This is a genomic window from Secundilactobacillus similis DSM 23365 = JCM 2765 (assembly GCF_001311075.1).
GTDB lineage: Bacteria > Bacillota > Bacilli > Lactobacillales > Lactobacillaceae > Secundilactobacillus > Secundilactobacillus similis.
Genome location: NZ_BBAD01000002.1, coordinates 79107 through 105768, shown reverse-complemented (window position 1 = coordinate 105768; position 26662 = coordinate 79107). Strand labels below are relative to the sequence as shown.

At 47.5% G+C, this 26662-nt stretch carries 20 protein-coding genes, 10 pseudogenes and 1 riboswitch; all 30 genes and pseudogenes read right to left on the bottom strand.

The window, feature by feature from the left end:
* Positions 1-103: 103 nt before the first annotated feature.
* The 30 genes and pseudogenes from JCM2765_RS01120 to JCM2765_RS00970 all read right to left on the bottom strand — a co-directional run bounded on the left by JCM2765_RS01120 (position 104) and on the right by JCM2765_RS00970 (position 26521).
* A pseudogene (locus tag JCM2765_RS01120) lies at positions 104-888 on the bottom strand (tyrosine-protein phosphatase).
* A 20-nt stretch (positions 889-908) separates the two neighbouring features.
* Positions 909-1895 (bottom strand): oxidoreductase, encoded by a 987-nt coding sequence (locus JCM2765_RS01115; protein ID WP_082404932.1) that lies wholly within the window; start codon positions 1893-1895, stop codon positions 909-911.
* Between the two features lie 176 nt (positions 1896-2071).
* Positions 2072-2344, bottom strand: a complete 273-nt coding sequence (locus JCM2765_RS01110; RefSeq protein ID WP_054732736.1) for a EutN/CcmL family microcompartment protein — start codon at positions 2342-2344, stop codon at positions 2072-2074.
* A 21-nt stretch (positions 2345-2365) separates the two neighbouring features.
* Positions 2366-3222, bottom strand: a pseudogene (eutJ, locus tag JCM2765_RS01105) (ethanolamine utilization protein EutJ).
* 26 nt (positions 3223-3248) lie between these two features.
* Entirely contained in the window at positions 3249-3617 is a 369-nt protein-coding gene (locus tag JCM2765_RS01100; RefSeq protein ID WP_054732731.1) for a BMC domain-containing protein, read from the bottom strand.
* A 98-nt stretch (positions 3618-3715) separates the two neighbouring features.
* A pseudogene (locus tag JCM2765_RS01095) lies at positions 3716-4157 on the bottom strand (EutQ-related cupin domain-containing protein).
* Entirely contained in the window at positions 4147-5274 is a 1128-nt protein-coding gene (eutH, locus tag JCM2765_RS01090) for an ethanolamine utilization protein EutH (RefSeq protein ID WP_054732729.1), read from the bottom strand. Before eutH ends, JCM2765_RS01095 begins: the two are co-directional and overlap by 11 nt.
* A gap of 92 nt (positions 5275-5366) precedes the next feature.
* Complete coding sequence (locus JCM2765_RS01085; protein ID WP_054732725.1) at positions 5367-5990, bottom strand: hypothetical protein; 624 nt, start codon at positions 5988-5990, stop codon at positions 5367-5369.
* A gap of 9 nt (positions 5991-5999) precedes the next feature.
* Positions 6000-6632 (bottom strand): phosphate propanoyltransferase, encoded by a 633-nt coding sequence (pduL, locus tag JCM2765_RS01080; RefSeq protein ID WP_054732722.1) that lies wholly within the window; start codon positions 6630-6632, stop codon positions 6000-6002.
* A complete protein-coding gene (locus tag JCM2765_RS01075; protein WP_054732719.1) occupies positions 6629-7288 on the bottom strand; it encodes a hypothetical protein in 660 nt (219 codons plus the stop codon). Before JCM2765_RS01075 ends, pduL begins: the two co-directional genes overlap by 4 nt.
* Before the next feature lie 40 nt (positions 7289-7328).
* A pseudogene (locus JCM2765_RS01070) lies at positions 7329-7633 on the bottom strand (BMC domain-containing protein).
* A gap of 26 nt (positions 7634-7659) precedes the next feature.
* Positions 7660-9150: an acetaldehyde dehydrogenase (acetylating) gene (locus JCM2765_RS01065; RefSeq protein ID WP_054732716.1), complete on the bottom strand. Its 1491-nt coding sequence runs from the start codon at positions 9148-9150 to the stop codon at positions 7660-7662.
* Positions 9147-9593, bottom strand: a complete 447-nt coding sequence (locus tag JCM2765_RS01060; protein ID WP_054732713.1) for a hypothetical protein — start codon at positions 9591-9593, stop codon at positions 9147-9149. The genes JCM2765_RS01065 and JCM2765_RS01060 overlap by 4 nt, the downstream gene beginning before the upstream one ends.
* Entirely contained in the window at positions 9527-9865 is a 339-nt protein-coding gene (locus JCM2765_RS01055) for a BMC domain-containing protein (RefSeq protein ID WP_054732711.1), read from the bottom strand. The genes JCM2765_RS01060 and JCM2765_RS01055 overlap by 67 nt, the downstream gene beginning before the upstream one ends.
* A gap of 14 nt (positions 9866-9879) precedes the next feature.
* A complete protein-coding gene (gene eutL, locus JCM2765_RS01050; RefSeq protein ID WP_054732708.1) occupies positions 9880-10536 on the bottom strand; it encodes an ethanolamine utilization microcompartment protein EutL in 657 nt (218 codons plus the stop codon).
* Between the two features lie 35 nt (positions 10537-10571).
* Positions 10572-11488 (bottom strand): annotated as a pseudogene (gene eutC / locus JCM2765_RS01045) (ethanolamine ammonia-lyase subunit EutC).
* Between the two features lie 18 nt (positions 11489-11506).
* A pseudogene (locus JCM2765_RS01040) lies at positions 11507-12870 on the bottom strand (ethanolamine ammonia-lyase subunit EutB).
* A gap of 38 nt (positions 12871-12908) precedes the next feature.
* Complete coding sequence (gene eutA / locus JCM2765_RS01035) at positions 12909-14342, bottom strand: ethanolamine ammonia-lyase reactivating factor EutA (protein ID WP_054732705.1); 1434 nt, start codon at positions 14340-14342, stop codon at positions 12909-12911.
* A 126-nt stretch (positions 14343-14468) separates the two neighbouring features.
* A complete protein-coding gene (locus JCM2765_RS17735; RefSeq protein ID WP_054732700.1) occupies positions 14469-14825 on the bottom strand; it encodes an ATP-binding protein in 357 nt (118 codons plus the stop codon).
* Complete coding sequence (locus tag JCM2765_RS01025; protein WP_054732697.1) at positions 14816-15898, bottom strand: histidine kinase N-terminal domain-containing protein; 1083 nt, start codon at positions 15896-15898, stop codon at positions 14816-14818. Before JCM2765_RS01025 ends, JCM2765_RS17735 begins: the two co-directional genes overlap by 10 nt.
* A pseudogene (locus JCM2765_RS01020) lies at positions 15898-16465 on the bottom strand (ANTAR domain-containing response regulator). The gene JCM2765_RS01025 and the pseudogene JCM2765_RS01020 overlap by 1 nt, the downstream one beginning before the upstream one ends.
* 187 nt (positions 16466-16652) lie before the next feature.
* The gene (locus tag JCM2765_RS01015; protein WP_054732692.1) at positions 16653-17792 is read right to left on the bottom strand and encodes a 1-propanol dehydrogenase PduQ; all 1140 of its coding nucleotides are present in this window, start codon (positions 17790-17792) and stop codon (positions 16653-16655) included.
* Between the two features lie 411 nt (positions 17793-18203).
* A riboswitch (adenosylcobalamin (AdoCbl) riboswitch) is annotated at positions 18204-18362 on the bottom strand.
* Between the two features lie 148 nt (positions 18363-18510).
* Positions 18511-19071 carry a cob(I)yrinic acid a,c-diamide adenosyltransferase gene (locus tag JCM2765_RS01010; RefSeq protein WP_054732688.1) on the bottom strand — a complete coding sequence of 187 codons (561 nt, stop codon included), beginning with the start codon at positions 19069-19071 and terminating at the stop codon, positions 18511-18513.
* A 187-nt stretch (positions 19072-19258) separates the two neighbouring features.
* Positions 19259-19882, bottom strand: a complete 624-nt coding sequence (locus tag JCM2765_RS16585; protein ID WP_082404931.1) for a helix-turn-helix domain-containing protein — start codon at positions 19880-19882, stop codon at positions 19259-19261.
* Positions 19883-20054: 172 nt separating this feature from the next.
* A pseudogene (locus JCM2765_RS01000) lies at positions 20055-21608 on the bottom strand (MFS transporter).
* Positions 21595-22155 carry a PadR family transcriptional regulator gene (locus tag JCM2765_RS00995; RefSeq protein ID WP_082404930.1) on the bottom strand — a complete coding sequence of 187 codons (561 nt, stop codon included), beginning with the start codon at positions 22153-22155 and terminating at the stop codon, positions 21595-21597. The pseudogene JCM2765_RS01000 and the gene JCM2765_RS00995 overlap by 14 nt, the downstream one beginning before the upstream one ends.
* 382 nt (positions 22156-22537) lie before the next feature.
* A complete protein-coding gene (locus JCM2765_RS00990) occupies positions 22538-22837 on the bottom strand; it encodes a CHY zinc finger protein (RefSeq protein WP_054732743.1) in 300 nt (99 codons plus the stop codon).
* 12 nt (positions 22838-22849) lie between these two features.
* Positions 22850-23820: pseudogene (locus tag JCM2765_RS00985) on the bottom strand (biotin--[acetyl-CoA-carboxylase] ligase); the annotation flags it as partial.
* A gap of 18 nt (positions 23821-23838) precedes the next feature.
* Positions 23839-24393 (bottom strand): biotin transporter BioY, encoded by a 555-nt coding sequence (locus JCM2765_RS00980; protein WP_054732682.1) that lies wholly within the window; start codon positions 24391-24393, stop codon positions 23839-23841.
* 350 nt (positions 24394-24743) lie between these two features.
* Positions 24744-26521 (bottom strand): annotated as a pseudogene (locus tag JCM2765_RS00970) (adenine deaminase C-terminal domain-containing protein).
* Positions 26522-26662 lie beyond the last annotated feature (141 nt).

Below are 26662 nucleotides of genomic sequence, written 5' to 3'. Positions count from 1 at the left end.
ACAAACGATAGCAACTATAGATGAAACACAAACTGATAACCCTTATACACTAAAAAAACGTTATTGCATCAGCGCCAATCCGCTCTATGCAATAACGTTTTTGTCATTTTAAGTAAGCTCGTTTCAGTTCCCCAATCATGCTATCCGTAATGCCTACAACGGTGTGTAAATACGCCTGTATGCCCCCGTATTCTTCATTGATCAACGACATCGCTCGTTGGTAATAATCCAGCTTAACGGTCGATAAATCACACACTGAGTTAATAAACGCCGGCGACATATTCGCCTGCCGCGCCTCGGCTACCCGCCATTGAACGCGTTTTACCGACAATGGATTGGTCATTAAATAATCCGCTTCAATGTACTCTGGACTAACACCTAACGCAAACAACAATAGGATGCTACACATCCCAGTCCGATCTTTACCGGCTGAGCAGTGAAACAACACCGTTTCATCCTTTCCATGAGCCGCTAAATAGGCTAAAAAGCGATGGTAGGTCCGCTGAGCTTGCGGGTTGATCACTAAATCGCGGTAAACGTCCAGCATCCGTAAATAACCACCCTCTGGATTCGTCGCGTACACCTGCTGTAATTGTTCACTAATTTCAGTACTCTCAGTTTCATCATCATCGAGAACGGGCAAGTGAATATAGCGGGTTCCCGTCATCATCCGATCCGGATATTGCCGAAGCTCAGCCGACGACCGTAGATCAACGTTCACCGTAATCCCGTAATCTGCTAACTTCACCTCGTCAGCAATCGTTAACTCTGCCAAGTCCCGGCTCGAACAAGCTTATGCCACTTTGTTTGACGGCCATCTCGCGTCAGATACCCGCCGAGGTCGCGAAAGTTAACGCCACCCGTTAATGAAATTGCCTGCGTTGCCATCTCACAACCTCCCATCTTATTTAGTCGTTCAATAGCCGTTGCGCCCACGTTGGTTCACTGACGATTGGGGTCGCAATCCCAATTAAATCAGCGTTGCTGGTCGCAACATCCGTTTTGGTGCGGATATGGCCAGCAATCATCACCGGTACCTGACTGGTTGACTTCACAATATCCGCAACCGTCCAAGTTGCCAGTCGTGAACTCGTTTGCGGCCGTTGGTCATAGTGGTGCAACGATAAACTCAGATAATCAATGCCCAACCGCTCAAGAATTTGCATCAAAAACAGGTTGTCCTCTAGGGTTAGACCACCTGGTTCAGCCTCCTCGGGCGAGATTCGGTAACCAACCGCAAAGGGCCGATTAGCAGCGTTCGCTTCTTGGACAACTAACCGAGTCAGTATCGCCGGAAACTGAATGCGATTGACTAACGGACCGCCAAATTCATCGTCACGCTGATTAGAGGCTGGTGACATAAACTGCTGGCATAAAAACGTATTGGCACCGTGAATTTCAACGCCATCAAATCCAGCCTGAATCGCTCGCCGAGTTGCGTCAACGAAGTCCTGCATGATCTGAATAATTTCATCCCGCGTCAGTTCTCTTGGAATGTCGACTTGACCGTGCTTCGCTTGAATCGCACTTGGCGCAACAACGTCATGTCCAGCCGTCACAAACCGATTGGTCATCCGACCAGCGTGAACTAACTGTAAGATAGCCCGACTGCCACCCGAATGAATGGCCTGAGCCAACTGACTTAACCCCTCGATAGCGTCATCCGATGCACAGCTAACCGCTCCAAAGCCTGAGTTGCCAGAAGCTGAGACATAGCCCGACCCAATAATCGATAAGCCAACCGATTGACTCCGCTCGCGATAAAATTCAACGTCCTTTTCAGTCACTCGGCCACCAGCTGATAACTGAGCATTCATTGGTGCCATCACCAACCGATTACGTAAAATGATCCCTAATTTCAGGTATAACTCTGCCTTAACTGATCCATACGGCATTCCTCCATGGCATTTAGTTGACCCAACATCGACGTTGGGGACTCACCCATTTCTCTCAGATAAACCAATAAACCAACCGGCTTATTCGCTTATCTGAGGGGATAAACCACTGGCTTATCCCACCCAAGAATGTTAAACCACGTTACCGTGCGCGGGCTTTCGTCCTACCGACACCATTAACTATCAAATCGGTCAATGATCCCGACAATTGCAGCGTCCATCACATCAGCGTGCGGATCACCTTGAGGACTACTATTTCGAGCACCAGCCCCCCGAACATAGAGGACGTACTCACCAATCCCGGCACCTACTGTATCAGCAGCCACCTCTTCGTGACGCACCGTTTGACCATCCGCATTAATTGGTTGAATAATCATTAACTTTCGACCAACTAGTGACGGATCCTTCTGCGTTGAAACAACGCTGCCAACGACTTTTCCCATATACATGGCATCTGCCGCTTCCTTTAACTATTCTGGTTCATGATCGTACATTGCAATACCTAGTGGTGTCACGAATTGTGGAAAATCCGGTTTATAGGCGGGTAACGTTAGCGTTTTACTGAAAGTTGGAATGAACTGTTTGAAATTGATCGCCCCGCCAACAACGATAACGGGTTGCTTAACTTCCGTTGTCACTGCAGTTTTAGTGATCATGCCATTTTTTCGACAACTGGCCGAATGACCGCAAACACTTCGCCTTCCTTGCTTTCATCACGCTTCATTAACTCCGCTTCTGCCGAATCAACGTGGTGGTAACCCGCTAACACTAAGGTCATATGGAACCCACCAGTTGCTTCATCCAGCACTTCGTTGAGGTGACCGTGCTCAAAGACACTGATTCCCGTTGTCCCACCACCAATATCAACTACGGTGCCATCCTGCATGTGCAGGAACTGCGCCGCAGCAGTTGGTTCATCAACTATTTCGCGACACTCAAACTCGGCTGATTCAATTACGTTCGTCACGATTTTAGCACTGCCATGTCCCGTTCCCGGTGGCACAGCACCACAGGCCGTGGTTAGGGTGACCCCTAACACGTCTTCCGCCTTTTGCTTCAACCGCTTTAAAATCTGCACTGATTCGATAAAGTTGACCACGATACCATCGCGGACGGCGTTATCGTATTCAAATGCACCATATAGCGGCTGATTCTGTTCATCTAATACCGTCAACACAATTGACGAGGTCCCAAGATCCACGCCGACTCGTAGCTGTTCGTCAGCCGTTACTTCCCGGATTGGGTGGTTACCGTTCACAACGGTCGCAAATGCTTGGAGTTGCTGATTGACTTGTTTAAGATCAACTTGCGTTTTAATCGTCATCATCTTTCGCCTCACTGATTGTAGTTTCCCTAGGTTCGGGTAATGGTCGAAACTGAGAAATCAAGAATATCCTGCAACTTAGTCACGACTTCGCGTAGAGCAGCATCAACTTCTGACACTTCTCCACACACGACAACGGAACCACTGAAGCGATCAATGAATCCTAGACTGACACTACTGGCCTTCGTCGCGATATCACTAGCAATAATTGACGCCTCGCTGGGCGTAATGGTTAGAATCCCCAATGCAGTGTTCGTATCACTTAACCCTAATTTTTCGAAAATATCCTTATCCGGATTAGCGATAATGTGCGCTAGGGTGATCTGTTTGCCGGGAACGTACTCTTGAATCATCCGTTCCGGTTCAGTTCGATGTTCCTGTGATGAATCTGTTACCATTATTCATACCCCCTCAACAACCTGATGCCGTCACTCACCTGCGTTAACAGTTGTCGCACCACTCGTTGGTCGCACACTACGTTAACCCCTGATTGTCACTAAGCTTGGTTCGCCCAGTCGGCAGGATAAGTGATATAGATAAACCGAGCTTCCTTTGGTGCAGAGAATTTAATTTGACTGCCCTTAGGAATCAAGATGATTTGGCCAGGACCCGCCGTAGCAGTCCCGTTCTTCCCAATCACACTGAGTTCACCGGAAACAACGTAATCCACTTCGTCGTAGTTAAGGGTCCAATCGAAGGTACTTTCCTTCATGGTCATTAACCCGGCACCAAGACGGGGGCTTTCGTTCAGGTCAAAGAAATCCTTGGTGTAAACTTGATCACTTGGATTTCCCGTATCCATTCTGTCAGCTTCCGACACACTCCAATTAGGCAGGTCAATGCTGATCAGCATCTGGGGTCGTAGTTTTATTGGTCCCTAACTTTTCCAACACAATTTTCCGAATAATGGCTTCAACCTGTTCACGATCAATGTTCATCTGCAATCACGTCTCCTTCTTCGGCTTTCTTATCTTCTTTACCTAACACCCGGTTAGCCATAAACATTGCGACTGCAATGGCTGTAATCCCGGCAACTAACTTGCTGACAATCATTGGAAAGATCATTTCTTTGGCTACCCCAGCGGTAAACCCTAAGTGATCCCCAAAGACGAAGGCTGCAGAAACGGCAAAGGCAACGTTGATGATCTTACCGCGGTCATCCATATCCTTCATCATTTCAAACATTGGAATGTTGTTGGCCAACGTAGCAACCAAACCGGCAGCCGCCGTTTCGTTCATCCCAAGCGCCTTCCCTAAGCCCATCAATGGCTTGCGGAAGACCTTAGTAATCACGTAAACCAGCGTAAATGCACCGGCTAAGGTCATTGCGATCCCACCAACAACTTGGATACCTTCACGAACGTTCCCCATACCAGGGATAACTTTAATGCCAACCATTGATTGAATGGCACCAATGGCTAACCCTAAGGTCCCGATAATCACGATCAATTGACCGAAAATGGAGAATCCCTTGATCATGCCTTCCGGTTTGAACCAAAGCCCTAATGCGATCAAAGCGGCAAACAAGATGATTGGCACAAGGTTCTTCAAAATCATCATCAATGGCATACCCATCAGCAAACCACCAACGAAACAGCCAATTGGAATGGTGATCATCCCTGACAACACGCCGGTTGCCAAGAAACGGTGATCCTTCTTATCAATGATTCCTAACGCAACTGGAATTGAGAACACGATGGTTGGTCCCATCATTGAGCCGAGGATAACGGCTGCGAACATCCCAGCTTGTGGATCAACGGCCATTTGTTGGGCTAATTGGAAGCCACCCATATCAAGCGCAATCAAACTCGTCGCAAACATTGATGGGTCAGCACCTAACGCCGTGTAAACTGGCACAACAACTGGTGATAAAATCTTGGCCAAGATGGGCGCCAAGATGATGATCCCGACCATGGAGAGCGCCAAAGCCCCCATGGAGTTGATCCCTTCTTCGAACTTTTCACCCAAGCCGAATTTGTTACCGAGCATCTTATCAACGGCGCCTAAAATCATGAAGAGCACCATGACATACATAATTATTTCATTAATTCCCATAATCTAAACTGCCCCCTTCCAAACACGCGTTACAAACGTTAAAATCAATAATTGCTGTTTGGCTCACCAAGTTGTCAGCCAAACAAATTCGGTTAAACTTTGAGCCGATGATCACGGGCCCATTCAGCAGCCAAGTCCGTTAACACCTCACCCTCGTTCAGCAACGGTTGCTTATTTTGCCACCGTTGTTGGAGCGTAAGTTGGGTGATAAACTGGCGTTTGATTGGTGCTGACGCCATGACTTGTGACTGCTTCGGCAATGTTTTCAGTCGTTGCGTTAGTGCGACATCATCCTTGATAAAGTGAATGTTAAACTTGGCCACTTTTTGGAGTGCCAGTTGTAATTCATGCCACACCGCGTACTTTGCCTGCTTTCGGTACGGTCCCAGTTGTGGTGCCGCTGCCAAAATCCAAACTGGCTTGCCTTTCAACAAAAAGTCGATGACTTGGGTCGTTTCTGGATCAATGGCAGTCAGACTCGCCACGGCGAGTAACTGCTGTAATGTCATCTGACTAAGACAAAGCAGGATAGCATCGCTATCCTGCTTTTGTCCAAACTCGAAATGGAAGTCAGCTGAAAGTTTTTCGACATACGGTGCAGGATACGCTTCAATTTTGTCCTGAAACAGAATACTGTCTTGGGTAACGACTTCAAGTTGCGCTAAAACCCGGTCCGTGACGATTTGAATGATTCTTTCTATTTCAGCAGACTGCATTTTTAAAACCTACTTTTTATAAAGTGTTCCCCGCGTTCCCTTGGTTAGGCCACAAGCGTTGGCTTCATCAAAGTCGATGTGCATCCGGGTAGCAAACCGATCACTCACCCGAATGACCACGTTATCAAACGTTAAACCGCGATCGCCGCCAATTTTGACGCTGACGATATCGCTATTTTTAACCCCAAATAACTGGGCATCAGCTGGCGTCATATGAATGTGACGTTGCGCGATCATCACCCCAAGTGGAATGGTGACCTGTTGGTTATCGTGAATCAACGTGACACCTGGCGTCTGGTCAAGATGACCACTTTCGCGTAATGGTGCTTTCACACCTAACGTCATGGCATCCGTCAATGACAGTTCAACTTGTGATTGTTTCCGGGCAGGACCAAGAATCGCAACGTTCTCGATTTGGCCTGCGGGTCCCTGAATCGTTAAGCGTTCTTCACTGACGAACTGGCCCGGTTGGGATAGTGGTCGTTTAGGCGTTAATTGATAACCCTTCCCAAACAACCCATCGATTGTCGCCTGATCCAAGTGGATGTGGCGGGCCGAAGCCTCAACTTCAAACGAGGTCTTCTTACGTAATTCGGTTACAATGTCTTCAACTAATTCATTTAAATTCTGCGTTGTCTTCACCTACTCTCTATTAGTGACTGTGTCCAGTCCTGAATCATGGTTTGCCATGTAATCACTGCTTGGTAGTAAGCCGATTGTTTTAAGTCCGGCTGAACGGTTAAGTAGTTTGCTAACGCATCGGCAACCAGCCCTAAGCTGAGCTGCAGATTCGAAATACTGAAGGTTGAAACTTCAGGAAGTTTCACCTCTGCCAGTTTCAAATCATCTACCGCATACTCCTCGTTAGTGAGGATCTCTTCAAACGTCGTCGTCGTGAGTGAATTAACAAAGGTGGTAATATCGGTGACGATCGTTTGATTCAATTCTCCGGTTGTTTCGCCGAGAATCGTTAGCCATCGCAATAACTGATCTCTTAAAGCGGACTGTAAGTGAACTAACGGAGTGCCATAATAGGTTAATTGATTAAAATCAATTGGCTGATGAGTCACCTGAATCGTTTGAAGCCACGGGTTCGGTTTCGGCTTTTCAGCTTCTTGAATTCTAACCTCACTGGTTTCCGTGCCGGATAAGTTGACCTTAATCTGGTGTTCGGTCAAAAATCCGCGGGCCGCTGGGGTCAGAATAGTACCTCTTGGCAAGGTCAGTTGATCTTGGTCGGTCAATTTGTTGACCCGCATCAACTGTCTCACTGAGCTTTCAGTTAGTAATTTACCCAAGAGGCACCTCCTTTCATGGACGACTTACCGTGATCACTGATTAATCTAAGGTTTCACCAGCAGCATCGGATAAGTGAGGTAAGATCCCTTCAACTTCGTTGTGTGGACGTGGGATAACGTGGACAGAAATCAATTCGCCAACTTTTTCACTAGCAGCAGCACCGGCATCAGTAGCAGCCTTAACGGCACCAACATCACCACGAACCATAACCGTTACCAACCCTGAACCAATTTGTTCCTTACCGATCAAAGTAACGTTAGCAGCTTTAACCATGGCATCGGCAGCTTCAATTGCACCAACTAAACCTTTAGTTCGATCATTCCGAGAGCGTTTTCGTTTGACATAATAATGTCCTCCTTTTAAATGTAAGCTATTGAATTTGAGCTAAAACCTGACGCACTAATTCATCAACCAGTTGTTTTTGATCAACTGGGGTGGTACTTGGTGCTGCAGTAACACCAGTTGGTGCTACCTCAGCAACTTCGCGCTTAACTTCTTCGATTTCCCGAACGCCGGTCGCAACGTGCTTCACATCCAGCAAGTTCAATGGGCTAACGTTTTCTGAAGTTGCGCTACCACCAACGGCCCCACAACCTAACGTTAAGGCTGGGTTGAGGTTCGTTGAGGCCCCGATACCACCCAAGGTTCCTGGTGTGTTGATCAGGATCCGAGAAGCTGGTACCTTAGCTGCGTACTGACGAATCACCTTTTGGTTCTCCGAATGTAAGATGGCCGTGTGACCGGCACCTTCATTCGTCAATAATTTGACAGTCAAATCAGCAGCTGCCGCACAATCTGCGACTTCAAAGTAGGCCACGATTGGGGTCAACTTTTCACGTGAGAATGGATCTTGTGGGCCAACGTTTTCGGGTTGGTCTTCAACGATCAAGACGCGCGCTTCCATTGGGACGTTCAAACCGGCTAAGTCGGCAAGTTGTTGAACGGACTTCCCAACGATTTGCGGGTTCATCGTGTTGTCACCGCGAAGGATGAACTTCGATAACTTCGCTACTTCATCAGGGTTTAAGAAGTAACCGCCCTGCTTTTTCAGTTCGGCACGAACTTCAACCTTGTTGGCATCTTCAGCAATGATCGATTGTTCTGATGCACAAATCGTCCCATTGTCAAAGGTTTCAGAATCCATGATCCGTTTAACAGCTTGGGCCACGTTGGCACTCTTTTCGATAAAGGCTGAGCCGTTACCTGGGCCAACACCCAAGGCTGGGGTTCCTGATGAGTATGCGGCGTGAACCATCGCGCCCCCACCAGTTGCCAAGATCAACTTGGTTTCCTTATGTTTCATCAATTCATCGGTTGCTTCCAACGTTGGGCGGGTAATGCCTGAAATTAAACCTTCAGGTGCCCCAGCCGCAGTAGCAGCGTCGGAAACGACTTTAACGGCTTCCAAAATACAGTTCTTAGCATTTGGATGTGGCGAGAAGACAATGGCGTTCCCCGCTTTAACCGCGATCAATGCTTTATAAAACACTGATGAGGTTGGATTAGTTGATGGAATCAACCCGGCGATAACACCGACTGGCACGGCCATATCGATCGTCTTTAATTCCGGATGTTCTTCAACGATACCGACCGTCTTTAAATCACGGTACTTTTCGTAGATTGTTTTGGAACCAAAGACGTTTTTGATCACCTTGTCTTGCCAAATCCCAAAACCAGTTTCCTTTTGTGCCATTTTGGCTAGTCGTTTACTAGCTGCAACACCTGCATCGGCAATGGCTTTGCAGACAGAGTCAACTTGTTCTTGTGAGAACCGGCCAAATTGTTGTTGTGCCTTGGTAGCAGCGTGTAACAGCGTCCGTACTTCCTGGATGGAAGCTAAATCGTTATCAACTAGATTCAAGTGTTATCCCTCCTTTGCAAATCATCTAAGATAGCCTGGACTAGCGTCTTCTTGTTGCCCATCTTAATTTGCTTTTTAGTTAAGGTCTTGATGTTCATGCGGTAAGCTTGCCGACGAAGATCGACGACCCGCATCTTTTCAAGTTCTTGTTTATCAGTTACCCAGGTCTTCTCATCACCGGTAATTGGCTTTTGAGGGGTACTGCTGGTCTGAGTAGCTGGTTGTTTGGCTTCAGGTTTTGCTGAAACCGTTGGCTTACTTGCTTGTGGTTTCTCTGGTACTGCTTCGGGTTGTGCAGATGCGTTTTCAGTTTTCGGTGCGTCTGCTTGTGCGTCCGAATCAGTGACCGAACTTGGCTCATCGATTTGAGGTTCAGCTAGTGGTGCTGGTTGATCGACGACCGGTTTTGGCGCTTCCGGCTTCGGATCTGGATCATCTGGCAATGGTGCTGCGCCATCACTGCCGTTTGATTATCCATTCGTGCGATCACGTGTTGTGAAATTAAGCAGTTGAAGTCTTCGATAATGGCAACCCCAGCATCCACACTCGCATTGACTGCAGCAACGTCTCCCGTTAATAACACGGTGACCAATCCGCCGCGCGTAATCGGCATATCACTTAACTGAACGTTTGCGGCCTTAAGTGCCGCATCGGCTGCAACGACAGCGCCAAGGAAACCCCGTACTTCAATCATGCCAAGGCTTTCCACTGCCATTTTCAGTCACATCCTTAATCGATTCCGGTTGGGTCAGCAGCAATTTGTTTAACGGCTGTGGCAAATGCGTCACAGGCTGCCTTACATGCTGATTGAGACCCCGTCAATAAGCCCCCACCAAAGTTGGTTTCCGAAGGAGGACCGTAGAGAACGCCCATTTGGACGTCGGCTGCTTTCATCGCAGCATCTAATCCGTAAATGGATTCCAATGGTGGTGCGATCAGGTAAGCAATTGCGCCACCCTCTTGAGCACCGGCAACCTCTGATAGGTAACTCCCAGTTCTTGAGATCGTGTGTGCAAAGTAGACGATACTATCGTCTTCGTTAGCGCTTACAAAATGGGCTTCTTCTTCAATCACCCGAACGCAAGCATCCAACCCGCTTCGAACTTCAGCGGGGTTAGGCCCGCCAAGGATCCCGATAACTTCACCGGCTAACTTAGTCGAGGCGTTGCCGGCACCAGCGTACATACTCTTACCGTAAACAACTTCAACGGCAGCGGTTTTCGTCGCTTCGTCCAAGGCAACGTAGGTAACATCATCACAGTCTGATGTGATGAGACCCAGACTCTTGATGTGACTTGGTAAATCTAGGGCTTTGGCCAATGCGGCATCCACGTTAGGAATCAACCGGGTACTCAGGACATTAGCTTTAAGTAAATCGTTCTTCACTTTGTAATTCCTCCTTCCGTTATCCGATAACGGGGTTAAGCACCAGCGTTTTCAGCGGTCTTCAAGTCGATCCCGGACTTCTTCAAGCGAACCATCTTATCTAACAGTTCAGCAATGTAAGCCCCTGCTTCAACGGCTGGTAACCCACCGTCATGGATATTGGAAACAACGGTCCGGTTTGCTTCAGGCATGCCGACAGTTGGTTTGTAGGCAATGTAAGCACTCATTGACTTAGCAGTAACTAACCCTGGCCGTTCGCGACGAGCATGCAGACAACGTCTGCGCCAGTTAAATCACCGATATGGTCTTCAGCGCCAACCCGAGCGTATTTGACGAAGATGACGTCCTTGTTTTCAAATCCCAAGCCGTAAACTTTTAACCCTTGTTGAATGGCTGGAATAATTTCACGAACGTTAGCTTCAATTGCGGCTGAACTTAGGCCGTCACCAACAACGATTTGAATCTTAGCGTTTTGCTTAACACCACTCTTGATCTTAGCCGCCATTTCATCAGAGAACTTCCGGCCGTGATCAGGACGAGTTAAGTATTCATCCTTTGATTCACAGGTTGTTTGGGTTTCAAGGAAGCCCATTTCCTTTGGTAATTCTGGATCAACGTCGCTGAAGACAGCGTCTTGAGCAGCGGCATGGTCAGCTCTGAAGCGAAGGACTGAAGCGGTCTTGTAACGAGACCCGGCACGCCACATCCCTAAACGAGCTGGTGTAAATGACTTGATTTTAAGATAGCCATCACGATCAGCAGCATTGGGTACTAAGAATTGCTTCTTTAAGTCGATCTTGGTGATATCGTCCAATACTTCTCCGGAAACTTCCGAACTCGTATCCGTCGTTGTTGCCGTTGCTTGTGATGACGTGTTGTTGTCTGAAGTGTTACCCGCAGTTACGTCTGACAAAATGTTCTCAATCATTGCTTTTAAATCTTGTTCATTCATGTCATATCACCTTCTTTTTTAGTTTAAGAAAATTGAAGCGTCGCCGGCGCGGTCAGTTAACTTACCGTTGTGGCTAATACCCATTGATTCCATCCAGTCTTCGAATTCCTTGATTGGGTGGTAACCGAAGATATCACGAACCGTTGCGGTTTCTTGGAAGCCAGTTGATTGATAGTTCAACATGATATCATCTGCATGAGGGATACCCATGATGTAGTTGCAACCTGCGGCAGCTAACAGAACCGTTAAGTCTTCGCCGTCGTTTTGGTCGGCCTTCATATGGTTGGTGTAGCAGACGTCACACCCCATTGAGATGCCTTGTAACTTGCCCATGAAGTGATCTTCAAGACCGGCACGAGTAACTTCCTTTGAATCGTAGAGGTATTCAGGTCCGATAAACCCAACCACCGTGTTGACCAAGAATGGATCGTAGCGCTTAGCTAAGCCGTAGCAACGAGATTCCATGGTTAATTCATCGGCGTCGTAGTTGGCTTCGGCTGATAATTCAGAACCTTCACCAGTTTCGAAGTACATGACGTTAGGACCTGGGCATTGACCTTCATGTAAGGCTAAGTCGTAAGCTTCGTCCAACATGTCGACCGTGACACCAAAGGCCGTGTTCCCCTTTTCAGAACCAGCGATTGATTGGAAGATCAAGCCAGAAGGTGCACCACGACGAATGGCTTCCATTTGAGTGGTAACGTGGGCTAAAACAGAACATTGAGTAGGTACGTTCCATTGCGCACGGAATTCTTCGAACTTGTTCAAAATCTTAACCACATTATCAACGGAGTCATCGTTAGGGTTCAAGCCGATAACGGCATCCCCAATCCCCATACTCAAACCTTCCATAACCGTTGCCATCACACCGTCGATGTTGTCGGTTGGGTGGTTCGGTTGAAGCCGTGAGCTAAAGGTTCCTGGACGACCAATAGTTGTGTTGGCAGTCTTTTCAACGTGAATCTTCTTAGCCGCAACGATCAAGTCCATGTTGGTCATTAACTTAGTAACGGCTGCAACCATTTCTGAGGTTAAGCCTTGGCGAATCCGACGAATTTCGTGGTCGGTGGTTGAATCTGATAATAACCATTCGCGTAGGTCTGAAACCGTCCAGTTCTTGATTTCGTTGAAAATTCGCTTGTTGATGCCATCGGTGATGATCCGAGTAACGGCATCAATGTCATATGGCACTGCTGGGTTGTTGTAAATGTCGTTTAAGGTTAATTGTGCTAAAACAATTTTGGCAGCAACTCGTTCTGTTGAATCGGCTGCGGCAACGCCGGCTAATTTATCACCAGACTTTTCTTCGTTGCTTTTGCCATAACTTCTTTAACGGATTTAAAACTGAATAATTGATCAGATAACATTGTTTGTAAAATCATTATTGTGTTGCCTCCCTTACAGGTTAGATGGTTTACAGTTAGCCAAAGACCAAGGTTTTCACGATGACAGGCAGCACTTCGCCGCCCGCAACGGGTTCCCCAATATCGATGTAATCCCCATTTTCAACCTTCACGCTGTCAATGCAGACAAACGGATAACGGTCTGGTAACTGTGCAAACAAGCTATGACCTAGCGCTTTGGCCATATCTTCATGAACCATGATGATGAGCGGTTCATGTTTATCAATTAAAACTTGAGCACCTTTGACAATGCCGGCTGCATAACGTTGAATATCTGAGAAGGTTGGGCTGCGCTTGCCAACCAAGGCTAAAACAACGTTGTTCAGTTCATTTTGAACTTGATACCACTTAATCTTTTCGGATATCCGGGTTGCTAAATCATCCGCTTCAAGCCCCTCATCGCCCTTCGCAATCTTAAGGATCGGTAAGTTACGTAGGGGAAGGATGCCGTCAGTATAGGCAATCGTGCTCCCAGTCACGTCCGTTGTGTGTGATCCCGCACCCACGACTGTTGCACGAATCGTTTCGACGGAAGGATAGACAGTCTTTTGTTTGAAAATTTCGGACTGCGCAACGGCGTGACCCAGCAAGACGCCAATGTCACCATAGCGGAATTCATCAGCTGGTAAAATTTCATTCAGACAATCGGCAACGCCACCGGAGAAGGTAACGCCGTCAACCAAGTACTCTGGATGTAAGGCGTGGTTCGTTACGAACAGGTCGAAGTAGGGGCTCTTATTCCCTAAACCAATACTGTTTTCGAGGACTTGCGTCAACACGTCAATGATTGGTTGTAACCGTTCCTTAGTCGCCACTGTTTTTTCGTGGATATCCAAGTGAAGTTCTTGAATTAATTGCTTAACTTTGGGTGAAATATAGGTAATTTCGTGAGTCTCTGGTGTGACTTTAATCAGACGACCACCAATATCGAAACAAGCGGTATCGAGCACATCATCATCGTTGAAGAGTCCCAGGTTACTAGTTCCCCCACCGATATCCATGTTGACCACGTTCTTGCGAGTCTTCTTGGCAATCACGTTGGTACCAGCACCCTTCCCAGCGATGATACTTTCTAGGTCGGGGCCGGCCGTCGCAACCACGAAGTCGCCGGCGTAGCCACTCAAGGCGTGGGTCACGGCACTGGAATTTTGCTTCCGCGCCGTTTCCCCCGTGATGATCACGGCACCCATTTGGATGTCTTGCTTGGAGATACCTGCTTTTTGATATTGATCAGCAACAAACTTCTTAATCGCCTCGGCGTCAATTTCAGTTTGGGTGGCCAGAGGAGTGAAGATAATATCACTCTGGAAAATAACCTCTTTCTTAGCAATATTAATTCTGGGCACTGAAAATGCTGACGCGAAGTTTTTAATCGTGAGTCGCGATAGAATCAACTGAGTTGTGGATGTCCCTAAGTCGATCCCAACACTCAGTATCGTGTCGTCTTTCATAAAACCTCCCTCCTTCCGAAAAAATGGGGCTCAAGGTCAAACCAGCTTCAAAACACGATCCAATTCAAAAATTGGTTCATGCTAGAAAATGGTTTGATCTTGAGCCCCATTGCTACTGCCACAACGTCAATGTTGTGGTTTTTGATCAAACGAGAAACTAACTTCAGTTCCTTGTGTTGTCGATTCAATTTTCAATTTACCCAACAACTTATCCTTAACGTAACTCCGAATGATGGTTAACCCCAAGCTGCCAGGACGCGTATTATCGAGGTCGAAGCCCACGCCATTGTCTTTGATGCGCATCGTAATGATTTCATCGTTAACCTTTCCTTCAACCAACACGTTGTTAGGCGGTGTGGTTTGTTCTTCTGGAAAGGCGTGTGACACGGCGTTTTGCAATAATTCGTTAACAATTATTGAAATGGTCACGACCTGATCACTGTCTACGGTGATCTTAGGATCAATATCAGTCGTTATATCCAACTTCCGGTTTCATCGTTAAGTTGGACAAAGTGGGAAACTAATAGTTGAATCGTGGCTTGCAGATTCGTCTCATCACCCAACTGCTTCGACATTAATTCGTAAGTCGAGGCAATCGCCATGATGCGACTGACGCTCTCAGTTAAGACTTTTTTCGCTTCCGCACTCTTTAATCGGCGTTGTTGGATCCGTAGTAATGAGATCACCGACTGCAAGTTATTCTTAACCCGGTGATTGATCTCGCGAATCGCAACCGATTTGGAAATGATCTCAGCTTCTTTCATCTTTACATCCGTCTTATCCTGAATCAGAATGACAACTTGCTGATTCTTGCGATTCCAGAACTTTCTGGTAGTAAAGTAGTAGTTCAGATAACTAAAGTTATAAGTTAATGGCTGCTCGTCCTCTGAAACGCCTTGTAACTGTTTCAACACTGTTTTGAATTCCGACCCGTCTAACGACAAATTATCGTAAACTTGGCCAACGATGTTACCGATATAACCGACCTGTTTGTACACCGTCAACGCTGTATGGTTGGCAAGTACTAACCGACCGCTCTTGTCAAAACACAAAATGGCGTCCGCCAACTGGTCCGTAATCGTTGTGTCCAGACGTCCCAACATCTGAATCGTTGCTGACACGTTACTGTACTTAAGTTCGAGGTTTTGAACTTTAAAGTCATCCAAAACGTCCGATTCAACGATCGTAACCCCAATCGTCCTATTATTTCGGGAGATAGGATAGATTTTCTGCTGGATCAAACGGTGTTCCTGCGTCTCTGCTAATAACCCAACGGAATCAAGCTTGGTCTCTAGCGTATGAAACACGCCGGGTTCGTTAGTTCTAAGTGCATCCTGGCCGACGACCTTCTTGCGATAAAGCGAAGGCACACTAGTAGGAGGCTTATGGTAAATCACAATGGCTTGATTGTTTAATTCGTTACGCGCGTCGATAAAAACGTCAAAGTCACGATACGCTGGATTAAGTTCAATCAGCTTCGTCTCGGCCACTAAGGTTGCAATATCAGTATCCGTTAGACTCGTATACTTATGGCAAAGATCTGCTAGTTCAGTCATCAGGCATCAGTCACGATCAGTTCGGCAATGTCGTTCATTGGGCAACGCTTGGTCATACTCAGATCACGAAGCATCTTGTAAGCGGCGTTTTCGGTCATGTTGTTTTCTGCCATTAAAACACCCTTGGCGCGTTCGATCACTTTACGTTGTTCCAACTTCACTGACAATTTTTCAACCTTCTCGCAAGCTGCCGGTTGTGCTCAACTCGCGCTAAGCCAACGTGAATGGTTGTGAGCAAGGACCGCTCTGATAATGGTTTTACTAAATACCAACTGCCCCAATTCGCCCAGCCGTATCCGTATCCGCTTCATCACTGTAAGCAGAGAGATAAATAATCGACTGAGTCAACTGATCTTCAATAATTCGTTTGCCGGCCTTTAATCCGTCCAACAATGGCATCCGGATATCCATGATGACCAGGTCAGGCTTTTGCCGTTGGCACACATCGATGGCTTCAAACCCATCACCCGCTTCGCCAACAACTTCATACCCTGCCTGTTCCAAAATATCTCGAATGTCTAACCGAGTAATCGGTTCATCATCAACAATTACAATTCGTTCATTCACGATAACCACCCCTTATCGCCATAGTTAAAATCAACTTTTCAGTTACTATCAGAAGCACATGGTTGATATCGAAACGCTTCCATTTATTCTGCCATGTTAGCTGACATTCTTGTTCCTATCAAGTAATAAAAAAATTACAATTCATCAACATTTCTCATTTAAGCGATTTTTCACAATGGCGTTAGTTTTAAGAGTAGCTTGTCTCCAAAATCTTGATCACATCATCAGCGCTTGGTACCCGAGGGTTAGCAGCCGTTGTGCCATCCTTGAGGGCAGCTTCAGCAATTTCGTGCTTCGTTTGTTCGAAGAGCTCATGGCTGATACCGTAGTCTTGGAAAGTTGCTGGCATGTTCAACTTCTTACGGAATTGGATAATGTGGTTGATCAAACTACGAACCGCAATCTTGGGGTTGGATCCGCGAATGCCAAGAAAGCGTGCTAACTTTGCATACTTGATGGCAGCCTGGTTTGGTGTTTCCATGATACCCTTTTCCATTTCAGCGTTGAATTCAATGATGTGTGGCATGAGAATTGTGTTCAGTCGACCGTGTGGGATATGGTACTGGGCACCAGCTGCGTGCGCGATACCGTGATTCAATCCCAGGTTAACGAGGTTAAACGCCATTCCGGCGATACATGACGCATCATGCATCTTCTGGCGAGCTTCCAAGTCAGAACCGTCATCGCTTACCCGTTGTAGGTATTCGAACACCATCCGGAATCCCTTTTCTGCTAACGCGTCCGAGAAATCGTTGGCGTTAATTGAAACGTAAGCTTCCAAACAGTGCGTTAGGACGTCCATCCCCGTATCAACTGTGATATGTTGTGGTGCTGAGACAACCAAGTTAGCGTCTAGCAAGGCAATCTTTGGTAAAATCTCATCAGTTACCAGCGGGTATTTGATGCCCTTTTCGCTGTCGGTAATGACTGCGAAGTTGGTTACTTCCGATCCGGTCCCACTCGTTGTTGGCACCGCAATCAAATCGAGGTCGACTTCACCGTGTGATGCTTGTTTGGCGAAATACTTCATCGCCTTCGTTGCATCAATCGCTGAACCACCGCCAACAGCAACCAACAACGTTGCTTTAAATTCCTGAAGTGCGGCGATTCCTTTGGTAATCTTGGTAATTGGCGGATCAGGTTGGATATCCGAGAAGATCGACAACTCATTCTTAGCTTCAAGATGGTCGGTAATCTTACTCAAACTGCCTGATTCAACCATAAATGGATCAGTTACAACAAAGATCCGCTGATCATGGATGTCTTCCAAGCCGGATAACGCCCCGTCACCAGACCAGATCTGTGTTTTAAACTGTATTTTCTCCAATCGCATAACCTCCTTTACACTTTCGATTAATAAATAAAAATGAAAAAGGTGCTTTAGGCCATACTAAATAGTATGAACTAAAGCACCATCGCTTTTTTGTGTACGCCATTGTACGAATTATCAATTTTATTTACGTATTAAATATAGCGCTTACATGAATTGGTGTCAACGTTTTTTTAGTGCATTAATATATAACTCACTAAATGATTGGGAAAGCCATCACAAGCAAAATTAAAGCAATTGCCGTCACTACGCGGTTAACACCTGTTCGCTAAAAAAATGAGCCTCAGGGGCTAACCCCAGCCTCGTTTGCCAACTTTTTCAATTAAAAAAGAGCCGCATCGCTGCGACCCCACCATAAACGCCATTGTTTACGTTACCCGCACCCCATTGTGCAGGTTGAATTGACATGAAAAACATTTCGCCTTTTCCACGAGGCAAAATGTCACTTCTCATAAGTAGCTTACTAAAAAGATCTGACTGATAGTAGTATACCACTACTAATCACAGTGGCGGGTCCGTACCGGAATTACACCGGTTTCCATTTAGTAAGCCTTTTCATTCAATTGTTGATTTTAGAATACCATTTTTATACAAATTTGTCTACTAACACTATTTTGTGCTACAACTACTATTAGTACTTTGACTGGCGTTATTTGTTGATATGATAAGTTTCGCACAATTCACTAATTTACTAAATTAATAATTGGTCTAGTTATTAATGAAAAACCTGATTACCATGCTCATAGAAAACTTCAGGTGTCCCCTGTCGATAGTTAACCACCCGCGCCAGTGCGTAAAAATAGTCGGATAATCGGTTAATAAACTTCAACATCTCGCTTGGTAAGGTTACTGACCAATTCAGTGACACAATCTGCCGTTCCGCTCGCCGCGTGATCGTCCGGCATACCTGGAACAAGGCCGATTGCTCACTGCCACCAGGTAAGATAAACCGTTGAATAGCCGGTGGCTCATCCTGATACTGATCAATCTTACTTTCTAACCATCCAACGTACTTTGGGTTAAAGCGCATCGTGTCATCATTGAGGTTGGGATTGGCAAGATCACTCCCAAAATCAAATAAACAGTGTTGCAACTGCAGCAGTTCCGCTTGAATATCTTGTTCCTTTGAATCAAGTTTAGTGGCAGCCAAGCCAATAAAGGTATTTAATTCATCAATCGTGCCATATGCCCACACACGATCAGAATCTTTGCTGACGGTTCCGCCGCCAACCAATTTCGTGGTGCCCTTGTCGCCAACTTTCGTATAGAGTTGCATCTCAAGTCCTCCTTTACAACTAAAAAAGGAGCACCAAATAACGACTCAACCCTGAGTCATCATTTGGCGCCCTTGCCAACTTATTACCGTCAGTATAGCGCTTACATCATTACTATTCAACCATCGTTATGACCCAAGGCTGACAAATTAAGTGCTTAATTATAGGAAAACAATTTTTAAATTCAAATTATTTTTCTTCAGTGTGCCGCTTCACATCCACCCGATACGTGATCTCCAGCACCACCAGCGCGGCCAGCGTTACCCCGGCGGCCATGACCAGCTTAGTCACCCAACTCGTCCACTGCCAGCCAGTAATTCCCGCGACACCCAACGCCACCACTAATAAAACGCCAGTCGTCAACATCAGCCACAGACGACGCGTAGACCATCGGTTCACCCAACGTTCCCCAGTAACCGCCTCTTGAAACCGCTGAATGCGCTGTAAGACCGCAATGTTCAGCAAGCCCATCAGCATCACCAAACCACCAGCGATACCGTGCACCGGAATGACCAGTAAAATGGCAATAAAAATCAAGTCGATCACCGTTGTCAATTTCACGATGGGTTTAATTTCGTCCATCACTTCTTGTTTCTTCAAATACTCCTTCATCCCCGAGTCCTCCTTTAATAACACGTCCAACGAAATCTGGTAGACGTCACTCAGTTGAATTAAGCGATCGATATCCGGATAACTATTGCCCGTTTCCCAGCTCGAAATGGTTTGTCGAGAAACGTTCAGTTGCGCTGCCATTTCTCGTTGGGTTAACTGCTGTGCTACCCGCTCTCGTTTAAGTCGTTCACCAAATTTCATTTTTTCTCCCCCTTGCTGATTTTAGAATACGACAGCCAACTGAATTTGCCTAGCTAAGCTTCTAAGCATGGGTGATTCTCCATAATTTCGTGGTTATTTCCCGGGTTACATGCAACGTAAAAATGGCGTCATTACAGGTTTTTCGTCTGTAATGACGCCATTCACGATTATTTTATAATTCCGTTGATTTCGGATTTCGTTGCAGCAATAATCCCGCACCAATTGCCCCAATCAGGACAATGACCGCCGCCGCAATCGTTAGCGAGGTCATACCGTGGTCGTAAGCGCGGATGACCACCTGCTGGAACGCATGCGCGAATGGCGCGTGTTGCACCCGATCGGCAAAGGCAATCGTGTGTCCCGAAAACGGTCCAGCATCGACCAACGCTTTTTTAAGGCCATCAACGGCCGCGGTTGGCATGCCGAGATGACCGAGATGACCGTTCAGGTAAGTTTCGTACTGGCTATCCTGAATCAAGCCTAGGCCAACCACGCCAACTGTCGTTCCCAGTTGCCGAAAAACGTTTAGCAAACCAGACGCCATCCCCATTTCATGCGGTTGGACGCCTTCCATGCCGGCGGTATTTAACAACGGATTAACCATCCCGTTGGTGATTCCCATCAGGACCATACCGGGCCATAGACCAGCGAACGTGACTGCAGGACCAATTGCCCGGGCCATTAGGACGAAGCCGATGCTCCCAACCAACAAGCTGATGGTAATCATCCACTTCTTCGAGTACCGTGCGCTCAGGATTCCCACAATGGGACCCAGAATCAGCGACCAGATACTGATGGTCAGTTGCCGAACCCCGGTTTGAGTGCTGAATAACCAATGTAGTTCTGCATCAACGCCGTCAGGAACGTGTTGAAGGAGTAGATCCCCGCGCCTAACGCAAATGCCACGATAACCACCCCAACAAAGTGGGGTTTCTTGAACATTTGTAAATTAACCATTGGCTCTTTGATGTGCGCTTCTGCTACGATAAAAATGATCAGTACCACAACACCGCCTAATAGCCAGCCACTGACACGTAAGTCTAACCAACCCCAGTGCGTATGCCCTTCTTTGACGATTAAACCGTAGATGACCGCAAACAATCCAACGGCCGAGAGGAACATGCCCACCAAGTCGACTTTTTGATTTTTACCATAGCTTGGCGTTTCCTTCACGTAAATCACGGTCAGGATCACCGCAATAATGCCAAACGGTACGTTGACGTAGAAAATTGATGGCCAGCCGAAGTGTTCGACCAGGTAACCACCAATTAACGGTCCTGACGCTGATGACATCCCGATAATGGAACCTAGAATGCCCAGTGCTAAGCCCCGGTCACGGCCCTCAAAGTTCGATGCCACCAAGCCATCGACAGCGACATCATACCGGAACCACCAATGGCTTGAACGCCTCGGCCAATATCTAGAATTAATAAATTGCTGGCCATCCCATTCACAGCTGATGCCAGCACGAATAAGATCAGTGACCCTAAGAAAATTTCTTCCGACCATACATATCCCCCAGTTTGGACATGATCATCAAACTGACGGCGTAGACCAGCGTGTAGGCATTTAACACCCACTGCAGGTCCGTAAAAGTGGTTTTAAAATCCGTAACCATTGTTGGCAGCGCCACGTTAACGACCGTGACGTCCAGTAAGCCCATGAAGACCCCCAAGCCCATTGCAGCTAAGGCGATCCATTGTTTCGTTGATTTAGTTGTTGCCATGTTTGCCCCCTTGACTCATTTCTACCCGACACTGGTCGATCCACGCCTGCTTTGCATCACAGATGGCGATTCCTAGTTCGAGTGACCGACAGCCCCACGTTAACGCATCGTGGCGCGCATCGGATTGGTGTAACTTATCTTGTAAATGTTCCCAAACTTCTTGATAAACGTTGCGATCAGTTTGATTACTAGCTTCGTAATCAGCTAAAATCCGTTCCTGAGTCGCCACATCAACGGCTGACATCCCCCGAAACTTGAACCGGTAAATCGATTCGCGTTTCCCATCTTCAGCAACGGGTTGGCGCATCAGCTCCTGCACCCGATCCATCCCTGCTTCGGTAATGTGCGCCAATCGCTTTCCTCGCGGGTCATTGGGCTGATCCACAAAGACGATAAATCCCTGTTCCGCCAGTTTTTTAAGTACTGGATACATCACGCCGTTAGAAACCGGCCGCCGCGGTACCAACGCACTTTCCAGCACGCACCGCAGTTTATAGCCGGACATATCTCGGGACGTTAATACCCCTAAAATTAATAATTCGTACATTCGCACCTCCATAGGTCGTAACGACTGATTAAGTATAGGTCGTTTTGACCTATTGTGCAAGTTTTTTTAGAGTGCGGAGCAAGGCGGTTAGAGAGTGGAGCATAAGTGACTTTCGCCAGAAACCCCGGTTTTTGGGGTTTGTGGTGGAAGTCGCTTATGCGCAACTCTCTGCCTTGCGGAGCACGTTTCGGCGCAGTTGCCTAAAACAACTTCCGTCACCAAACTCCACACCAAAACCGATTCTCCTAAATCCCCAATCCAAATAGCGCCGAAAACCACATAACAGCAATGCACGTCACCATCACCACTCACTATCGCCAACAAAAAAAGTGATCTCAAACCGGCACTCCCAAAAGAGCACTCAATCCGAAACCACTTTTCCTCAATCACCAAAATAAATCCCCGCATGCACCGCACACCGCGGATTAAACCCATGTCCACAAGCCGGACAATGCCCCACCGCATAAACCGCATACGTCATCCGCTGCCCACAAACACCACAAATCGCAACCTGTTCCGTTTTCGGACTCGGTACAAACGCATGATCCGTTAACTCATCATGGCACTGATAGCAGGCAAAATACGTCTGACACCGCGCGCACTTCAGTCCCACAACATCCGTTTCCAAGTGATAATGCCGGCACCGACCAGCGTCATCCGTCAGCCGTCCCGCAATCAACACTGACTTAGACACCAGATTCACCTTGGTCACTTCACCGCTCCCATAGGCCGTCACTTGCCCGGCGTCATCGGTTAACACAAGCTGGCCCTGATCATCGATCGTTTGTACGATACCGGTCACCGTTCGAGACCCAACTTTCAACGTGACCGGTTTACCAATCACGCCAGACCATTCACGATAAACCGGCATCAATGCACCAGTCATGTAGGTACCACAATCCGTCTGAATTTGACTGATCAACGCCGCCGCCAACCGATTCCGATCAACTTGACCATCTGGCGCAATGCCCCGTGCCTTTTGCTTGATTTCATCCGGGAAAGACGCCGTACTTAAATTGAGTCCAACCCCAATCACAAACGCCATCGATGACGTCGATTCGAGTTCAAGGCTAGTTTCGGTTAAAATACCGCAAACCTTCTGCCCTCTAGATAAATATCGTTGACCCATTTCAACTGGAACGGCTTTTCAGGAAAAAACTGTGACAATACGCGAACCACCGATACCGCTACGCCGGTCGTCAATAACCCCGGCTGCGGCATATCCGTATATGGATTTGGTAAAACTAAACTCATATATAACCCAGTTTCTTTCGGCGAATAAAACGCCCGGCCACGTCGGCCATACCCCTGCGTTTGCTGTTCCGCAAAGAACGCCGTTGTGCCTAACTCTGGTGTTTCACTCAACACCTGCTTCGCCCAACTTTGAGTGGAGTTGATTTCATCCATCACTCGTAAGTCACCCGAAAAGTGACCGTCAGCGTAATGCTGAATGGCATCCGCATCCAGCCGATCACTGCCAAGATAGCGATACCCTAAACTCCGCCGGCTTTCAATTTGATGGCCCTGCTTCCGAAGACCATTGATTGCCTTCCAAACACTTTCCCGGGAAATATTGGCGTCACTTGCGAGTTGATCACCAGATTGCCAGTCACCGGGGTGACTTAATAATTCGGCTAAAATTTGCTGTTTGGTTGTCTGTGTCATTGATTCATCCTCCGTTACTTAAGCCAATTTTAGCACTGGCCGTAACCGCCGAGCTAGCAAAACTGCAATTATCGCTTTTAGGATATCGCCAGGTAAAAAGGCAGCATTTGACAACAACGCCGTTGAAAGCGTCATGTGCGACTGTCCCGCCAGCCATAACGACCCAATCAGGTCAACCAGTCCGACGCCAATTAACAGTATGATCACCAATTCACGCCACCACCCGTGGGTTTCACGGGCGTGCCAAATTGTCGACAAGCCACTGATCAAAGCTGGCGCCAGCAACCAACCAATTAAATAACCACCAGTTGGACCGAAAAACACCGCCGCACCCCCACGACCACCAGAAAGGACTGGTAAGCCGATAAACGCCATCAGCAATAACAACCCCACTGAAATCGTGCCAAACCGCGCACGGAGTAAAGCCCCCACTAACATGATGCCTAAGTTTTGTAACACGATGGGGACTGGAATGAGTCCCAACGGAATCCCCGGAAATAGCCCTAACACCACTAGTAATGCCGTCATCATTGCCGTTGTCGCAAGTTGACGAACCGAAATCGTCGTTGTCATTTTTAATAACCCCCGTTAATCAGTTTGAATTAGCTAGTATACGCGTTAGTAACCCGGTCGTCAATGTTGGGGTTACTAGCAAGTGTGCGGAGCGAGACGGGTTGAGAGCAGTGTGTAAGGTGAGTCCGGTGAAGGCGCCCGGGTCTGGCGGGTTTACCGGACTCGCCTTACATGCAGCTCTCAGTCTCGCGCAGCACCATTCGGCGTGGTGGCCAGAGAGCGCTGATTTTTATGCGGCTTTGGCGAGCGAAGCGATGACAAACAGCCTTCACCCAAAATCCGCCCAATGCTTACGCTGGACACAAGCGACAACAAAAAGCAACCGACCGGATAAGTCGATTGCTCTCTAGTTATTTATTTAATTCCAAAATCGGATCAAAGTAAGCCAACTTCGTGTAGTCCACGTTCCCGCCATCAGTAATGGCAAGGTCCGGAATCGCAGTAATTGGTAAGAAGGACAGGTAGAACAATGGATCTGGCAGTTCGCTGCCAAGCTGTTCCGCAGCCGTCTTCAATTCGATTTCCTTAGCCGCTAATTCAGCAGGTGTCAAATCAGTGGTGATGCCACCAATTGGTAATTCCAGCAAGGCCACAACCTTCCCGTCAACCACGACGACTTGACCACCGCCGCATTCGATCAGAGTATTGGCCGCTAACGCCATGTCATCGGTGTTCACACCGGCAACGACCAAGTTATTGTCATCCGGTGACGCTGAGGTTGCGACGGCGCCACGTTTGATCGACCAGCCGTGTAAGAATCCGCGAGATTGATTGCCGTTAATGCCGTAACGTTCGATTACCGAAACCAGTGCCGTATCCTTGGCAACGTCGGGTTGAACGACGCCGTTCTTGACTGCTAACTCAACGTCTTGGCGTTTTCTGACAAACGGGCCAACACTATGAATGGCTTCAACGGTTGCGGTACCATCGGCTAAGTCAACTTGGTAGTCAAAATCAGCCGGCTTCAATAACTCATGCTGCAACTTACCTTGAAGGGTCGCGCTCCGCTTTGGTGGTTGGAAACTAGCAACCACTTCGTTATTTTCGGACACTAACTGGCCCTTGCTGATGACTGTTTCAACGTTGAAAGTACCGGGTTGGTCAACTAACAGAATGTCAGCGTCCTTACCTGGCGCAATGGAGCCAACCGTATCGTCGATGTGGTAAGCTTCAGCACTATTTAACGAAGCCATTTGAATAGCGGTCATTGGTGATACGCCAGCTTTAATCGCAAGTCGAACCATGTGATCCAAATGCCCGTAATCTAAAATGTCGCGGGCGTTGACGTCATCAGTACAAAAACTCGTGTGCCGGGCAACGCCAGCCGCACCTTCAGTGATGGCTCGGATATTTTCCTTTAAGAACTTGGTTACGGATGATTCACGAATGACCACGTGAACCCCCTTACGCGCCTTTTCCAAGAATTCTTCGTGAGAATAGCTTTCGTGGTCCACGTGAACGCCACTCATGAGAAATTCGTTCAAGTCGATGCCGGTTGCCATTGGTGAACAACCGAACACGGCTTATGGTATTTTTGCGCCGTTAAAATCGCTTTTAAAGTATCTTCATCCTTCATCTGGATGGCTTCACGCACCGTTTCCCAGACGCCGTAACAGTTTTCTTGGGGTTGGATCCGCTCATGATCCGCTGCTGAGACGTTGTAGGAAATTGTTGACGTTGGGATGGTGTACGGTGTTTTGTATGGCAGCCCCCAGAACACCTTCATGGCGCTCTGGTCGATTTCGGTAAAGAGTTCGTCTAACCCGGCAACCCCAACAACTGAAATATACTCGTCTAGGCCGGACACGATGCTGGTCGTCCCGTGAGGCACAACCGCCTGCGCAAACCGAGTCAGGCTCAGCTTACTGCATTCCACGTGAATGTGACCGTCGATCAAACCGGGTACCAAATACTTCCCGGTAGCGTCCACATGCCGAGTTTCAGGCCCCACGTAAGCACTCACGTCAGCGTCCACTGCCACGATCTTACCTTGGTAGACTGCAACGTCGGCCAAGTAATACTCTGCCGTGTTCACGTTTACCAAAGTGCCGTTTTCGATCACTAAGTCTGCGGGGAGCTTGGCTGCCCCGGCATCAATGTAGCGTCCTAGTTGTTCAACTGTTGTCAATTTAAAAACCTCTCATTTCTTTTTTGTGGCGATCTCGTCACGTTAAAGTAGTGTCATCAAGGTATTTTGGGCGGCTTACCGAGCCGTATTTGAACCCAAATGAGTCGTTTGACGGCGCCTCATTCGGTTAAAAAACAAGTT